At 64.1% G+C, this 15,154-nt stretch carries 11 protein-coding genes; 7 read left to right on the top strand and 4 right to left on the bottom strand.

All coding sequences use genetic code 11. The features are described 5' to 3' along the window. The first annotated feature begins 82 nt into the window (after window positions 1-82). The 4 genes from IFU31_RS16240 (at window position 83) to IFU31_RS16255 (ending at window position 3,827) form a co-directional block, all read left to right on the top strand. Window positions 83-928: an NAD-dependent epimerase/dehydratase family protein gene (locus IFU31_RS16240; RefSeq protein WP_122478990.1), complete on the top strand. Its 846-nt coding sequence runs from the start codon at window positions 83-85 to the stop codon at window positions 926-928. A gap of 42 nt (window positions 929-970) precedes the next feature. Next, entirely contained in the window at window positions 971-1,954 is a 984-nt protein-coding gene (locus IFU31_RS16245; RefSeq protein ID WP_185793782.1) for a TRAP transporter substrate-binding protein, read from the top strand. A gap of 64 nt (window positions 1,955-2,018) precedes the next feature. Further along, window positions 2,019-2,546: a TRAP transporter small permease gene (locus tag IFU31_RS16250; RefSeq protein ID WP_192049469.1), complete on the top strand. Its 528-nt coding sequence runs from the start codon at window positions 2,019-2,021 to the stop codon at window positions 2,544-2,546. Then, window positions 2,547-3,827 carry a TRAP transporter large permease gene (locus IFU31_RS16255; protein WP_192103731.1) on the top strand — a complete coding sequence of 427 codons (1,281 nt, stop codon included), beginning with the start codon at window positions 2,547-2,549 and terminating at the stop codon, window positions 3,825-3,827. 663 nt (window positions 3,828-4,490) lie between these two features. Here IFU31_RS16255 and galE read toward each other — a convergent pair. Further along, window positions 4,491-5,579, bottom strand: a complete 1,089-nt coding sequence (gene galE, locus IFU31_RS16260) for a UDP-glucose 4-epimerase GalE (protein ID WP_192103733.1) — start codon at window positions 5,577-5,579, stop codon at window positions 4,491-4,493. Between the two features lie 409 nt (window positions 5,580-5,988). Here galE and IFU31_RS16265 point away from each other — a divergent pair, with 409 nt between their 5' ends. From IFU31_RS16265 to IFU31_RS16275, 3 genes are read left to right on the top strand one after another with little or no spacing between them, the layout of a single operon-like run. Then, entirely contained in the window at window positions 5,989-7,074 is a 1,086-nt protein-coding gene (locus IFU31_RS16265; protein ID WP_244657691.1) for a glycosyltransferase family 1 protein, read from the top strand. Further along, the gene (glf, locus tag IFU31_RS16270; protein WP_192103735.1) at window positions 7,062-8,270 is read left to right on the top strand and encodes a UDP-galactopyranose mutase; all 1,209 of its coding nucleotides are present in this window, start codon (window positions 7,062-7,064) and stop codon (window positions 8,268-8,270) included. The genes IFU31_RS16265 and glf overlap by 13 nt, the downstream gene beginning before the upstream one ends. A gap of 29 nt (window positions 8,271-8,299) precedes the next feature. Beyond that, window positions 8,300-9,388 (top strand): beta-glucosidase, encoded by a 1,089-nt coding sequence (locus tag IFU31_RS16275; RefSeq protein WP_192103870.1) that lies wholly within the window; start codon window positions 8,300-8,302, stop codon window positions 9,386-9,388. 522 nt (window positions 9,389-9,910) lie between these two features. On the opposite strand, the gene IFU31_RS16280 is transcribed toward IFU31_RS16275, so the two are convergent. The 3 genes from IFU31_RS16280 to IFU31_RS16290 form a co-directional block, all read right to left on the bottom strand. Next, window positions 9,911-12,481, bottom strand: a complete 2,571-nt coding sequence (locus IFU31_RS16280) for a bifunctional diguanylate cyclase/phosphodiesterase (RefSeq protein WP_192103738.1) — start codon at window positions 12,479-12,481, stop codon at window positions 9,911-9,913. Window positions 12,482-12,711: 230 nt separating this feature from the next. Then, the gene (nhaA, locus tag IFU31_RS16285) at window positions 12,712-14,067 is read right to left on the bottom strand and encodes a Na+/H+ antiporter NhaA (protein WP_192103740.1); all 1,356 of its coding nucleotides are present in this window, start codon (window positions 14,065-14,067) and stop codon (window positions 12,712-12,714) included. 116 nt (window positions 14,068-14,183) lie between these two features. After that, window positions 14,184-15,080 (bottom strand): LysR family transcriptional regulator, encoded by an 897-nt coding sequence (locus tag IFU31_RS16290; RefSeq protein ID WP_122479005.1) that lies wholly within the window; start codon window positions 15,078-15,080, stop codon window positions 14,184-14,186. Window positions 15,081-15,154: the final 74 nt, after the last annotated feature.

The raw sequence follows: 15,154 nt of genomic DNA on the forward strand, positions 1-15,154 counted from the left end.
AAGATCGCCGAGAGCTGTCGATAATCCGAAATAAGTCATACGACAACAGATGACAAAATAATAACGATAAAAGGACTCGCTCATGACAGGCACTCACTCCGTCCAGAATCCCTTCGATCGCCTTCTCCTGACCGGCGCCGCCGGCGGTCTGGGGAAGGTGCTGCGAGAAAGTCTGAAACCCTTCGCCCGCACCCTGCGGCTCTCCGATATCGTCCCGCTTCCCGCCTCTACCGATACAGCTACTCGTTCCGATACCCAGGAAGAATTCCAATTGTGCGACCTCGCCGACAAGCAGGCGGTGCATGACCTGGTGCAGGGCGTGGACGCCATCGTGCATTTTGGCGGGGTGTCGGTGGAGCACGCGTTCGAAGACATCCTGGGGCCCAATATCTGCGGGGTTTTCCACATCTACGAAGCCGCACGCCGGCATGGCGTCAAGCGCGTGGTGTTCGCCAGCTCCAACCACGTGATCGGTTTCTACAAGCAGGACCAGACCATCGACGCCCATTCGCCCCGGCGTCCGGACAGCTATTACGGCCTGTCCAAGTCCTACGGCGAAGACCTGGCAACGTTCTACTTCGATCGCTACGGCATCGAAACCGTCAGCATCCGCATCGGCTCTTCGTTTCCCGAGCCAGCCAATCGCCGAATGATGAGCACCTGGCTCAGTTTCGACGACCTGACCCGCCTCATCGAGCTGAGTCTGTTCACCCCGGACGTCGGCCACACGGTGGTGTATGGCGCCTCGGCCAACCGCGATCTGTGGTGGGACAACCGTTTTGCCGCGCACCTGGGCTTCACACCCAAGGACAGCTCGGAAGTGTTCCGCGACAAGATCGAAGCCCAGCCGATGCCTGCCGCCGACGACCCGGCGAGGGTCTATCAGGGCGGCGCCTTCGTGGCCGCCGGGCCGTTTGGCGACAACTGAATCCTTTGCGACTTTAAAACAACAACAACGCTGGAGTTATCCATGGATTTCAAACGCACGTTACTCGTAGCCGCTCTCCCGCTCGCCTTCTGCCTGTCCGGGCTGGCGCAGGCCGAGATCAAGATCAAGTTCGCCGAAGTGCACCCGGCCGGCTACCCGCCGGTGGTGGCCGAGCAGGCCATGGGCAAGAAACTCGAAGAGCAGAGCAAGGGCGAGATCAGCTTCAAGATGTTCGCAGGCGGTGTACTGGGTTCCGAGAAGGAAGTGGTCGAGCAGGTGCAGAGCAACGCGGTGCAGATGACCCGCGTCAGCCTGGGCATCGTCGGCCCGGTAGTACCGGACGTGAACGTGTTCAACCTGCCGTTCATTTTCCGCGACCAGGCCCACATGCGCAGCATCATCGACGGCGAGATCGGTCAGGAGATTCTCGACAAGATCACCAACTCCGAATTCAACCTGGTCGCGCTGGGCTGGATGGATGGCGGTACGCGCAACCTCTACACCAAGAAGCCGGTACGGCAAATCAGTGACCTCAAGGGCATGAAGATCCGCGTGCAAGGCAACCCGGTATTCATCGACACCATCAACCAGATGGGCGGCAACGGCATCGCCATGGCCACCGGCGAGATCTTCAGCGCCCTGCAGACCGGCGTGATCGACGGCGCCGAGAACAACCCGCCGACCATGCTCGAACACAACCACTACCAGAACGCCAAGTTCTACACGCTTACCGAACACCTGATCCTGCCCGAGCCGATCGTGATGTCGAAGATCACCTGGAACAAGCTCAACCCCGAGCAACAGGCGCTGGTGAAAAAGCTCTCCCGCGAAGCACAGATGGAAGAGCGTGTGCTGTGGGACAAGAAATCCAGCGAAGCCGAAGCCAAGCTCAAGGCCGGTGGCGTGGAATTCATCACCCTCACGCCCGAGCAGAAGAAAGCCTTCTACGACGCGACCCAGCCGGTGCGCGACAAGTACGGCGCGCCGTACAAAGAGCTGATCACCCGCATCGAAGCCGTCAAGTAAGTCTGTCCGTCAACACCACGGGGGACCGGGCATGTGCCCGCTCCCCCGCCGCTGGGTGAGCCTCATGAAAAACACTGTGCTGCGTTTCAACGACCTGCTTTACCGGGTGTGCATCGGGATCGCCGGCTTGTCGGTCCTGACCATGACCCTGATCATTCCGTGGGGCATCTTTACTCGCTACGCGCTGGGCAGCGGTTCCAGTTGGCCGGAGCCGGTGGCAATCCTGCTGATGGTGGTCTTCACCTTCTTCGGCGCCGCCGCCAGCTACCGCGCCGGCGCACACATGGCGGTAGCCATGGCCGTGGACCGCATGCCGGCGCAGATTCGCCGAGTGGCGGCATTCGCGGTTCAGTTGCTGATGGCGGTGGTCGCGCTGTTCATGATCTTCAAGGGCTTCAAGCTGTGCGCCAACACCTGGAACCAGTACCTGGGTGAAATTCCTTCCATGCGGGTAGGCATTTCCTACCTGCCCATCCCGATCGGCGGCATCGTGACTTTGGTCTTCATCCTCGAGAAGCTGTTCCTGGGTGACCAGAGCCACCGCGCCGTGATGCGGTTCGACGTTGTAGAAGCCAGTGAAGGTGCCGCGTAAATGGATGCTCTCATACTGTTGGGCAGCTTCATCGCCTTGATCCTGGTGGGCATGCCGGTGGCCTATGCGCTGGGCCTGTCGGCATTGATAGGTGCCTGGTGGATCGACATCCCGGCCGACGCCCTGATGATCCAGATTGCCGGTGGGGTGAACAAATTCTCGCTGCTGGCCATTCCGTTCTTCGTGCTGGCGGGTGCGATCATGGCCGAAGGCGGCATGTCGCGCCGGCTCGTAGCCTTCGCCGGCGTGCTGGTGGGTTTCGTGCGCGGTGGGTTGTCGCTGGTCAACATCGTCGCTTCGACCTTTTTCGGGGCCATCTCCGGCTCGTCGGTCGCCGATACCGCGTCGGTGGGTTCGGTGTTGATTCCGGAGATGGAGCGGGCCGGCTATCCGCGTGATTTCTCCACGGCCGTAACCGTCAGCGGCTCGGTCCAGGCCCTGCTGACGCCACCGAGCCACAACTCGGTGCTGTACTCGCTGGCCGCTGGCGGCTCGGTGTCGATCGCTTCGCTGTTCATGGCCGGGATCATGCCAGGGCTATTGCTCAGTGCGGTGATGATGGGCTTGTGCATGATCTTTGCGCGCAAGCGCAACTATCCCAAGGGCGAAGTCATTCCGATGCGCCAGGCGCTGAAGATCGCCGGTGAGGCATTGTGGGGAATGATGGCGCTGGTGATCATTCTCGGCGGCATTCTCTCGGGCGTGTTCACCGCGACCGAATCGGCAGCCATCGCCGTGTTGTGGTCGTTCTTCGTGACCATGTTCATCTACCGCGACTACAAGTGGCGCGACCTGCCCAAGCTGATGCACCGGGCGGCACGGACTATTTCCATCGTGATGATTCTGATCGGTTTCGCTGCCAGCTTCGGGTACATCCTGACGCTGATGGAAATCCCGATGAAGATCACCACGGCGTTCCTGACGCTGTCGGACAACCGCTACGTGATCCTGATGTGCATCAACGTGATGCTGCTGATGCTGGGCACGATCATGGACATGGCGCCGTTGATTCTGATCCTGACACCGATCCTGTTGCCGGTGATCGTCAGCGTGGGTGTGGATCCGGTGCATTTCGGCATGATCATGCTGGTGAACCTGGGTATAGGCCTGATCACACCGCCGGTCGGCGCGGTGCTGTTCGTCGGTGCGGCGGTCGGCAAGGTGACCATCGAAGCCACGGTCAAGGCGCTGCTGCCGTTCTACCTGGCGCTGTTCATGGTGCTGATGCTGGTCACCTACATTCCGGCCATCTCCCTCTGGCTGCCGAGCGTGGTGTTGTAAACCCAAGTGTTGCGGGGTGTCCAACACCCCGCAGCGAACAGATGCACTGAAATCCCTGCAGCAGCGGCGCAAGCCGCGTCGGTGGTCATGCACATCTCCCCACACCCCCGCAGCCCCTGTAGCAGCGGCGCAAGCCGCGTCGGCGGTCACGCACATCTCCCTACACCACCGCAGCCCCCTGTAGCAGCGGCGCGAGCCGCGTCGGCGGTGCATGCTATCCGGCTGTCACACCGCGGCGTGTCCGGACGCGGCTTGCGCCGCTGCTACAGGGGGACGGAGGTGTTCCTCAAGGGCCTTCGTAGGAGCGGTCTGTGGCCGCGAAGCCGTCGCCGCGGTGTGCCAGACCATCCGCGGTGCCCTTTCGCGGCCGATGACCGCTCCTACGCAGGGTGCTGGCGGCAGTGGGCTCGTCAACCACATCCCCCCACACCACCGCTGCTACAGGGGGACGGAGGTGTTCCTTGAGGGCCTTCGTGGGGGCGGTCCGTGGCAGCGAAGTTGTCGCCGCGGTGTGCCAGACCATCCGCGGTGCCCTTTCGCGGCCGATGACCGCTCCTACGCAGGGTGCTGGCGGCGGTGGGCTCGTCAACCACATCCCCCCACACCACCGCAGCCCCTGTAGCAGCGGCGCAAGCCGCGTCGGCGGTGCATGCTGTCCGGCTGTCACACCGCGGCGTGTCCGGACGCGGCTTGCGCCGCTGCTACAGGGATCGTGGTAGAGGTTTCGGTTGTATAGACGATGGGCCGGTGTTCCGCTGCCAGGCGGCGCTCCCAGCGCCAGGCGTCGCGCAGCATGTCGTCCAGGCCGCGTCGGGCCTGCCAGCCCAGCTCGCGGCGCGCCTTGCCCGCGTCGGCCCAGCACTGCGCGACGTCGCCCGCGCGCCTGGGCTCGAAGGCCAGGGCGATGGGCACTCCGCAGGTGCGGGTGAAAGCATCGACCACCTGCAATACCGAATACCCCCGCCCGGTTCCCAGATTCCAGACGCGCACCCCGCTGCCGCCCAACAATGCCTGCAAAGCCCGCCAGTGCCCTTCGGCCAGGTCCATCACATGCACGTAATCACGAACGCCAGTGCCATCCGGCGTAGCGTAGTCGTTGCCGAACACCTGCAGCACGTCACGCCTCCCGCTGGCCACCTGCAGCAGATACGGCAGCAGGTTGTTCGGCACCTGTGCCGGCGCCTCGCCCAGCTCGCCCGATTCATGGGCGCCGATGGGGTTGAAATAGCGCAGCAGCCCGACCGACCAGCGCGCATCCGAAGCCGCCAGGCTGAGCATGACGTTCTCCGCCATCAGCTTGGAAAACCCATACGGGTTGGTCGGCAATCCGGTGGCGCAGGTTTCGTCGATGGGCATCGTGGCGCAGTCGCCATAGACCGTCGCCGAAGAGCTGAAAATCAGCGTGAAGACACCGGCGGCCGCCATCGCCTGGCACAGCGCAATGCTGCCGCCGACATTGCTGTCGTAATAGCGCAACGGCTCGCGCACGCTCTCGCCAACCGCTTTCAAGCCAGCGCAATGAATCACCGCAGCGATGGGAAAATCCGCGAACAGGGCATCCAGCTGCGCTCGGTTGCGCACGTCGCCGAGTACGAAGCGAGCCCGCCGTCCGCCCAGCCGGGCAATACGCTCCAGGCTTGCACGCGAGCTGTTGCAGAGGTTGTCGAAGATCACCACAGTCTGCCCATGAGCAAGCAGTTGCAGCACCACCTGTGCGCCGATGTAACCCGTACCGCCTGTGACCAGAATCATCGCCGTCGCTCCCGTCGCCCGCAGGCGCACCGGTCAAGATCAAGGGATAGCACCTGCGTGATACGACGACGGGATCAGGCCTATGAAACTATGGGCGCGCGCGGTGGCGCGGAGTTCCAGGCGGCAGCCAGACGGTTGGCATATCCCAGGCGGTCGGCAAATCAAAGTTGAACGCCGCCTGCAGCGACGGCGTCTCAATCATTACCAACGCACCGCGCGCATGCACTCGCTCGCCGCACTGCCTTGCAACATCCATACGGGTGGCGTCGAAGCCCAGCTCAACCTGGCTTCAGTCCCGATTCAGGCACTGACCAAGGACACCCCCATGACCGATGTGGCGCCGCCCGGCTTCACCCCTGCCCCACTGTCCACTCCAGCGCGCACCGCGACGCCCACAGGCCGACCGCTGATGCTGTGCCTGTCGCACTTGCGCTGGGGGTTCGTCTACCAGCGACCCCAGCACCTCATGTCACGCCTGGCGCAGAGCTACGACGTGCTGTTCTTCGAAGAACCGCTGTTCGCCGAGCATGTGCAACCGCAGTTGCTGGCCAGCCATCCAGCACACGGCGTGACCGTGCTGGTGCCGCAGCTGCCGGCGGGCACCCCTCACGACCAGGTCATCGCGATGCAGCGCGACCTGCTCGATGGCTACCTGGCCCAGCACCGCGACGCCGAACTGCTGCTCTGGTACCTGACCCCGATGAGCCTGGCGTTCACTGACCATCTGCACGGCCAGGTGACTATCTTCGATTGCATGGACGAGTTGTCCGCATTCATGGGCGCCCCGCCGGAACTCATCGAAAGGGAACGCCAACTGTTGGCGCGTGCCGACGTGGTGTTCACCGGGGGGCAGAGTCTGTGGGAAGCCAAGCGCCATCAGCACGACAACGCCCACGCCATGCCCAGCAGTGTCGACATCGCCCACTTCGCCCAGGCCCGAGCGTTGCTGCCCGATCCGGCCGATCAGGCCGCGATCGGCCACCCGCGACTGGGCTTCTTCGGTGTCATCGACGAGCGTTTCGACATCCACCTGGTCGATGAGCTGGCCCGGCAGCGGCCACAGTGGCAGATCGTGCTGATCGGCCCGGTGGTGAAGATCGATCCGCAGACCTTGCCGCAACGCGCCAACATTCACTACCTCGGGGCAAAGCAGTATGAGCAATTGCCCCACTACCTGGCCGGCTGGGACGTTGCCCTCATGCCGTTCGCGATCAATGCTTCCACGCGCTTCATCAGCCCGACCAAGACCCCCGAATACCTTGCTGGCGGGCGCCCGGTGGTGTCGACACCGATTGCCGACGTGATCAGCGGCTATGGCACCAGCGGTGTCGTAAGCATCGCCGACACCCCCGCGGCATTCATCGCTGCGGTGGAACGCGCACTGGGTGCCGAAGCCCGTGACAGCGTGGTCGTCCAGGCCGATGCCGCATTGGATGGCATGTCGTGGGACAAGACCTGCAACGCCATGAAGGAGCAGATCGAATGCCTCAGGTAACCCTCGACAGCGCCTGCCGTGGTCCGTCCGCTCACGGCGATGGACGCCCTTATGATTACCTGGTGGTGGGTGCCGGCTTCGCTGGCAGCGTCATTGCCGAGCGCCTGGCCGCAGGGCTTGGCATGAACGTGCTGGTGATCGACCGTCGTGAGCATATCGGCGGCAACGCCTACGACCACCTGGATGCAGCGGGCGTCATGGTCCACCGCTACGGGCCGCACATCTTCCATACCAACGCCCAGCGCATCGTCGACTATCTGTCGCGTTTCACCCAGTGGCGCCCTTACGAGCACCGCGTGCTGGCCCGGGTCGACGACCACCTGGTGCCGATCCCGATCAACCTGACCACGCTCAATACGCTGTTCGACTTGCAGATGGACGAGGCCGGGGCCGAGCGCTTTCTTGCCGAACGGGCGCAGCCGGTTGAATGCATCCGCACCTCCGAGGATGTGGTGATTAATCAGATCGGCGAGCAGCTCTACCAGAAGTTCTTCCAGGGCTACACCCGCAAGCAGTGGGGCCTGGACCCTTCGCAGCTGGACAAGTCGGTGACCTCGCGGATCCCCACGCGCACCAACGTCGACGACCGCTACTTCACCGACAGTTTTCAGGCAATGCCGCTCGATGGCTACACGCGCATGTTCGAGAACATGCTCGACCATCCCCGCATCGACGTGTTGCTGGACACCGATTTCGCCCGGGCGCGCGAGCAGTTGGCGTACACCCAGCTGATCTATTGCGGCCCGGTGGACGAATACTTCGAGTTCCGCCTGGGTCGCCTGCCCTACCGGTCGCTGCGCTTCGAACACAAGACCCTCCAGCAACCACAGTTGCAAGCGGTGGCCGTAGTCAACTACCCCGATGAAGCGGTGCCCTACACGCGCATCACCGAATACAAGCACCTCACCGGTCAGCAACATCCGCACACCAGTATCACCTATGAATACCCCTGCGCCGAAGGCGACCCCTACTACCCGATTCCGCGAGCCGAAAACGCCCAGCTGTATCAACGCTACAAGGCGCTGGCGGACGACACGCCGGGGGTGACATTCCTCGGGCGACTGGGCACCTACAAGTACTACAACATGGATCAGGTCGTGGGCCAGGCGCTGGCACTGTATCAACGGATCGAGCAGCAAGCCTTGCCGACCGAGGGAGCCGGGGCGTCGACGGCGCTCGACGAGCAAGGCGCTTGAACCCGCCTGGCCTGTTCAATACCTTCATCATGGCCGGCTACGAATGCGCCGCGCAGCGGCGGCGCGATGGTGAACGTGTGGATGTGCAGGTCAGCACCGCCCATCTGCGCTGGGCGGCCCATGACTATCGTCAGTTGCTGGCCAGTGGCATTGGTGCCGCGCGCGACGGCCTGCGCTGGCATGTGATCGAACAGCGCCCAGGGTATTACGACTGGAGCAGTTTCCTGCCCCTGCTGCGCGCCGCGCGCGAGTGCAATCTGCAGGTGGTGTGGGACCTGTGTCACTACGGCTACCCCGATGGCCTGGACATCTGGCGACCTGAATTCGTCGAACGCTTTGCGCGCTTCGCCGGGGCCGCGGCACGGTTGATGGTCGATGAAGGCTTCGAGGCGCCCTTTTGTTCCCCCATCAACGAGATGTCGTTCTGGAGCTGGGCCGGCGGCGACGTCGGCTATTTCAACCCCGGCGCCCATGGCCGCGGGCTGGAACTCAAGCATCAGTTGGTGCGCGCCAGCATCGAGGCGATCGAGGCCATTCGCGCGCAGGCGCCCGCGGCGCGTTTCGTTCAGTGCGACCCGCTGATTCACGTCGTGCCGGACTCATCACGCGCCGTGGACCAGGATCGCGCCGAGGGTCAGCGGCTGTCGCAGTTCCAGGCCTGGGACATGCTGGCCGGTCGGCAGTGGCCGGGGCTGGGCGGCTGTGAGGCCTACCTGGACATCATTGGGGCCAACTTCTACCCGCAGAATCAGTGGCGGCACAATGGCGAACGGATCTTGCGCGGGCACCCCGAGTTTCGCCCGCTGGCCGGGCTGCTGGCTGAGCTCCATCGGCGTTATGGAAGGCCGATCCTGCTGGCCGAAACCGGCGCCGAGGGTGATGCGCGCGGGTCGTGGCTGGACTACGTGGGCAGTCAGCTGGCAGTGGCGCTGCAACGCGGGGTCGATGTGCAGAGGCTGTGCTGGTATCCATTCCTGGACTATCCGGGTTGGGACGATGGCCGTTATTGTCCCGCAGGCGTGTTCGGCGACGCCGACGGTGCAGGTACCCGCGCGCCGTATCATCCGTTGCTGATGCAGTTGCAGGCGTTGGAAAAGCTGCACCGGCCCGGTCAGTGACCGCAGCCACGCGTTGCCCCCGGACGCGGCTCGCGCCGCTGCTACAGGGGACACAGGCGTTCCCGCAGGGCCTTCGTAGAAGCGGTCTGTGGCCGCGCAGCCGTCGTCGTGGTGTGTCAGATAATCCGCAGCGCCCCTTCGCGGCCAGTGACCGCTCCTACGGGGAGTGCAGGCGCGTCGGCGGACACACACCTGCGCAGCCCCTGTAGCAGCGGCGCAAGCCGCGTCAGCGGTGCATGCTATCCGGCTGTCACACCGCGGCGTATTCGGACGCGGCTCGCGCCGCTGCTACAGGGGATGGAGGCGTGCCTGCAGGGCCTTCGTAGGAGCGGTCTGTGGCCGCGAAGCCGTCGTCGTGGTGTGTCAGATAATCCACAGCGCCCCTTCGCGGCCATTGACCGCTCCTACGGGGAGTGCAGGCGCGTCGGCGGACACACACCCCCGCAGCCCCTGTAGCAGCGGCGCGAGCCGCGTCGGCGGTGCATGCGATACCAGCGGGCTTTGGATGGTTGGCCTGGTCGATCAACGCGCACAACTGGCCAGCAGCAGCTCTTCGAACCGCGCGCCGTCCAGAGGCCGACTCAGGTAATAACCCTGGCCCTCGTCGCAAGCCACCGAATCCAGCAGCTGCAGCTGTTCCAGCGTTTCCACCCCTTCGGCCGTCACCGTCAGCGACAGTGCCCGACCCAGGCCGATCACCGCCTCGATGATGGCCAGGTCGGGTTGGCTGTCGCCCAGCCGGCCGACGAAACTGCGGTCGATCTTGAGCCCATCGAAGGGAAACGTGCGCAGGTAGCTCAGCGATGAATAGCCGGTGCCGAAATCATCCATGGCCAGCCGGACGCCGAGGCCCTTCAGCGCTCGCATCAGGGTCAACGCATTGTCGGCATCTTCGAGCATCACGCTTTCGGTAACCTCAAGCTCCAGCCTCGCCGCCGACAGGCCCGACCTCAACAAGGCGGCCTTGACCCGCTCCACCAGTTGTCCGCCCTGGAACTCCTTGGACGACACGTTGACCGACACGAACAGCTCTTCAGGCCATTGACTGGCCTGCCGGCAGGCCGCGTTCATCACCCAGTCGCCAAGTGCGGTGATCAAGCCCGTGTCTTCGGCGATCGGAATGAATGCATCAGGCGCCAGCAGGCCACGCTGTGGATGCTGCCAGCGCACCAGCGCCTCGGCCCCGACCATCTGGCCGTCGGCAATGCGGAAGCGCGGCTGGTATTGCAGGCGCAACTCGCCATGCTTGATCGCATAGCGCAGGTCGCTTTCCAGGCGCCGACGTTCGATGATCCGCTCATTCATGTCGCCATCATAGAAACGCCAGGTGCCGCGCCCGCTCGCCTTCGCCTCGTACAAGGCGATGTCCGAATAGCGCAGCAGTTCAGGGGCGTGCGCCGCATCGCCCGGCGACACGGCAATGCCGATACTGGCGCTGACATGGATGTCCTGGTCGTCGACCTCGATGACCTGCTCGATCAGCTCGATCAGCCGTCGACACAGTGCCTCGATCTCCGCATGCCCGACCGCGCCCGCCACGACCATGACGAACTCGTCGCCACCGACCCGGGCGACGATGTCCTGGCTGCGCACGCATTGCCTGATGCGCTCGCCGATCTGGTACAGCACGCGGTCGCCGGTAGCATGGCCGAGCAGGTCGTTGACCGGCTTGAAGCGATCCAGGTCGATGGTCAGCATGACCAGGGGCTGGCGGGCGGCGAGCGCGTTTTCCAGACGGCTTTCCAGGTAGTCGCGCAACTGGCTGCGGTTGGGCAGGCCGGTCAGCACGTCATGGCGCGACAGGTACTCGACCCGTCGCCGCGCGTCGATCTCCTCGGTGACATCGGTGGCGGTACCCCGAAAGCCTTGATCGCCGATGGTTCGCGCAGCGATCCGCGCCGTACGCCGTTGCCGATGCACGTCCATATAGCTGCATTCAGTGGTCAGGTTGCCCTGCCCTGGATTGCCGCGCAGCCACGCCAGGAGCGTGCCCTGGGGCAATTCGACCAGGTCGTCGATCGAGATGCCCAGCCATTGCGCCTTGCCCACGCCAGTGACCGTCTCGAAGCGGTCGGACAGGTAGGTGACATGACCATCGCCATCGGTTTCCCAGATCCAGTCGGAGCTGGCTTCGGCTACGTCGCGAAAGCGCGACTCGCTGAGCGCCAGCGCCACCTGGCTGTCGCGCAGCAGTTCGTGGCTGCCGTCCAGGGCGCGCGCAGCGCGGGTATTGCGCCGCAGCATGACCCAGGTCATGCCGAGGATGATCAGCGTCGCCAGGATGATCATGGGCAATACCACGATGATCATCTGCCGCCCAGGCCTTGCTGCGTCCCACTGCATGTCGAAAGTCGTGCCGTGCTCGGCCGCGACCAGCGCGTGGGCAGCCGTGGTGTCATCGGTACGGGCCACCCGCAGCCCGCGCAGGCCCATGCTCTCCCCGAGCGCCTGAAGCCGCTGCGGATCGAGACGATTGACCACCAGCATGACCGACGGCGGCCGGTCGTCGGTCTGCACCGTAGGGTCGGTGCTGGGCGTGATCGCTGCCGCCACCACCAGGGCCGGTGTTCCGGCCAGGCTGGTCAGTGCGGTGAAGACCTTTTCGTCGTCGGCCAGGGCGCGTGCGGCGGCGACCCACTCATCGACGGGGCGGCCCAGCCAATCCGCAGCCGCTATGGTTTCATACTTGCCGTCGATTACCGCATACACCGAGCGGTTGCCCGGCCCTATGACGAACGCGGCCTGGTAGCCGAAATCGTCGTACAACGCCGGACCGAAGTTTTCCCGCACATAGGCCCATTCCATGTCCACCTTGAGATGCAGGTGCCGATAGGCCTCCCCCCAGAACGAGTAGTCCTTGATGGTCAGTTGCAGGAGCCGGCGTTCGGACTCGATGCTTTTCTGCACCATCGACTGACCCTGGACGCGCTCGGTGCGATCCAGACCGTGGGCGAAATACAGGGACAGAGCGACCGCCAGTGCAAAGACCACGGCGAGGCTGGCGCAAAAAGTGACCACCGAGGTCTGCGCCAGGGCGGTGCTGCTCGCAGGCCTGGCGGGGGATGCCGGAGAGGTGAAACTGGACTTGAGCATGGATGGCCTGAAAGAGAATGCGCGGAACCGATACAAGGCTATCGGCCAGCCGCGACCTTCCATGAACACGCAGACTCTTGCCAAAGCAGACTCATGTGGAATACAGCAGATTCATGTGGGCTGCAGCAGATTCATGTGGAGCGGGCTCTGCCCGCGAAGAGGTCCACGCTGGCCTCTTCGCGGGCAGAGCCCGCTCCCACAGAAGCCAGCACTAGCTCAGGCCTTCGGTATCACACCGGCCGCGCCTTGCCGAACGTCAGCTTGCCCCAGGCCAACCCCAGCACCGCCGCCACCGTGGACGCCGCCAGTACACTGAGTTTGGCCGAAGCCAGCAGGGTCGGGTGGGAGAACGCCAGCGAAGCGATGAAGATCGACATGGTGAAGCCGATCCCGGCGAGCAGACCGACCAAGCCTACCCCACTCCAGGTCACACCCTCGGGCAGCCTGCAGATGTTCAGCCTCACCAGCAGAAAGCTCACCAGCAGCACGCCCAGCGGTTTGCCCAGCACCAGAGCCAGCATCACCCCGCCAAACACATGCTGCGACACCGCGTCACTGAGGTTGGCGCCGGCGAAACTGACCCCGGCATTGGCCAGCGCAAACAACGGCATGACGCCGAACGCCACCCACAGATGCAGCCCGACCTGTATCCGCTGCACCGGCGGCAGCACTTCGCGCTGCGCATCGCGCAACTGCCTGAGCGGCTCGGCAACCGCCTCGCGATTGTCGCTGCCGGGGGTGAAGCGCTCCATCAGCTCGTTGAAATTGCGGCGGATGATATCCACCGGGCGCTCGCTCATCGGCTTGGAATAGACCGGCGTCATCAAGCCCAGAATCACCCCGGCCAGGGTGGGATGCACGCCCGTCTTGAGCAGGCCGAACCAGACGATCGCGCCCGGCAACACATAGGCATATGCCTTGCTGATGCCCATGCGCTGGAACAGCAGCACCAGCAGCAACCCGGCCACGGCCACCAGCAGACCCAGGTAGTCGAGGCTGGCGGTATAGAACACGGCGATGATCAGGATGGCCACGATATCGTCGATGATCGCCAGTGCCAGCAGCAGGATCCGCACGCTGGCGGGAATGGATTTACCCAGCAGCGCCAGCACGCCGACGGCGAAGGCGATGTCGGTAGCGGTCGGCACTGCCCAGCCGGCGCTGGCCGGTGTGCCGTGGTTGAGGGCAAGGTAGAGCAAGGCGGGCATCAGCACGCCACCCAGTGCCGCACCCAGCGGCAGGGCTGCCAGCTGCAGGTTGGCCAGCGCGCCATCCTTGATTTCCTGGCGTATCTCGGCACCCACCACCAGAAAGAAAATGGTCATCAGGCCATCGTTGACCAGAAAATGCAGGGACTGCGAAACGCTGAAATCGCCGAGGCCCAAGGTGACCTGGGTATGCCAGAAGTGCTCGTAGGAATCCCCTATCGAGCTGTTGGCCCAGACCAGTGCGGTGATCGCGGCGAGCAGCAACACGATGCCGCTGACGGCCTCGATGTGGGAGAAACGTTCGAGCGCCGCCAGGGCGCGTTCGGTGAGCTGTTGAGGGCGGGGAATGGCAGGTGTCGCCGGTCTTTTTGCAGGCACGGTAGCTCTCCGCTGGCGGCCCGACCAACGCTGAACTTTAACCTGCCCCCTGCCGTATGCAGCGGTGCACCCGCGGCGATGATAGAAAGCCTGGGGCCAAGTTGCAACGCATCATCTCAATCCGGCACCGGTGTCGGCATCAAAGTGGCGATCAGCGCGCGAACCGTGCCGGGCAACGCCTCGAGCTCGCGTACCAGAATGCTGCGCTCGCGTATCGCCCAGGGCTCGTCCAGTTCGATGGTCACCAGGCGCATGGTACGGCTGTGCCGCAGGGCCGCCGACTCTGGAATGATACCGATGCCGACCCCGGCCTCGACCATCCGGCAGATCGCTTCGAAGCTCGACACCTGAATGCGCAGCGACAGCCCCTGGCCGATTCGCTCGACGTGCTCGCGCAGAAAGCTGAGCAAGGTGCTGCCTTCGTGCAGGGCAATGTGTTGAAACGCCAGGGTCTGTTTCAGGCTGATGCGCTTGCACTGTGCCAGTTCGTGCCCCACGGGCACGGTGAGCACCAGACGGTCGGTGCTGAAATGCATCACCTGCAGCCCCGCCGCTTCGACCGGGCCGGCGATGATGCCCATGTCGGTGCTGCCGTCGAGCACGCCGCGAACGATGTCGCGCGACAGGCGCTCCTGCAGATCTACGCTTACCCCGGGGCGCCGGGCGAGAAAACCGGCCAGCACTTCGGGCAGGAACTCGGTCACCGCCGTGGTGTTGGCGAAGATACGGATGTGCCCGGCCGAGTCGGCGCCCAGGTGGGTGAAGTCGGCCTTGAGGTAGTCGACCTGACGCATGATCAGCCGGGCATGCACGAGCAGCTTCTGCCCTGCCGGCGTCAGCTCTACGCCGCGGCTGTCACGGTACAGCAGGCGCGTATCGAGTTGCTGCTCCAGTGCCTTGATCCGGGCACTGGCCGCAGCCGGCGAGAGGAACGCCCGGCGCGCGCCTTGGGTCAGGCTGGGTGATTCGCCGATATGGATGAAAAGGCGCAGGTCGGCCAGGTCGAAGTGCATGGTGGGGATCCTACCTTGAAGCGTTCGGCAAATATGAACGCCGCCTTACGCAAATGCAAATTCACAGAATGCCG

The organism is Pseudomonas sp. CFBP 13602 (genome assembly GCF_014842725.1).
Lineage (GTDB): Bacteria > Pseudomonadota > Gammaproteobacteria > Pseudomonadales > Pseudomonadaceae > Aquipseudomonas > Aquipseudomonas baltica.

What these genes read in the sequence shown, in the direction of transcription:
- IFU31_RS16240 (WP_122478990.1), top strand. Translation starts at nt 83, where the DNA reads ATGACAGGCACTCACTCCGTCCAGAATCCCTTCGATCGCCTTCTCCTG.
- IFU31_RS16245 (WP_185793782.1), top strand. Translation starts at nt 971, where the DNA reads ATGGATTTCAAACGCACGTTACTCGTAGCCGCTCTCCCGCTCGCCTTC.
- IFU31_RS16250 (WP_192049469.1), top strand. Translation starts at nt 2,019, where the DNA reads ATGAAAAACACTGTGCTGCGTTTCAACGACCTGCTTTACCGGGTGTGC.
- IFU31_RS16255 (WP_192103731.1), top strand. Translation starts at nt 2,547, where the DNA reads ATGGATGCTCTCATACTGTTGGGCAGCTTCATCGCCTTGATCCTGGTG.
- galE (WP_192103733.1), bottom strand. Translation starts at nt 5,579, where the DNA reads ATGATTCTGGTCACAGGCGGTACGGGTTACATCGGCGCACAGGTGGTG.
- IFU31_RS16265 (WP_244657691.1), top strand. Translation starts at nt 5,989, where the DNA reads ATGCTGTGCCTGTCGCACTTGCGCTGGGGGTTCGTCTACCAGCGACCC.
- glf (WP_192103735.1), top strand. Translation starts at nt 7,062, where the DNA reads ATGCCTCAGGTAACCCTCGACAGCGCCTGCCGTGGTCCGTCCGCTCAC.
- IFU31_RS16275 (WP_192103870.1), top strand. Translation starts at nt 8,300, where the DNA reads ATGGCCGGCTACGAATGCGCCGCGCAGCGGCGGCGCGATGGTGAACGT.
- IFU31_RS16280 (WP_192103738.1), bottom strand. Translation starts at nt 12,481, where the DNA reads ATGCTCAAGTCCAGTTTCACCTCTCCGGCATCCCCCGCCAGGCCTGCG.
- IFU31_RS16290 (WP_122479005.1), bottom strand. Translation starts at nt 15,080, where the DNA reads ATGCACTTCGACCTGGCCGACCTGCGCCTTTTCATCCATATCGGCGAA.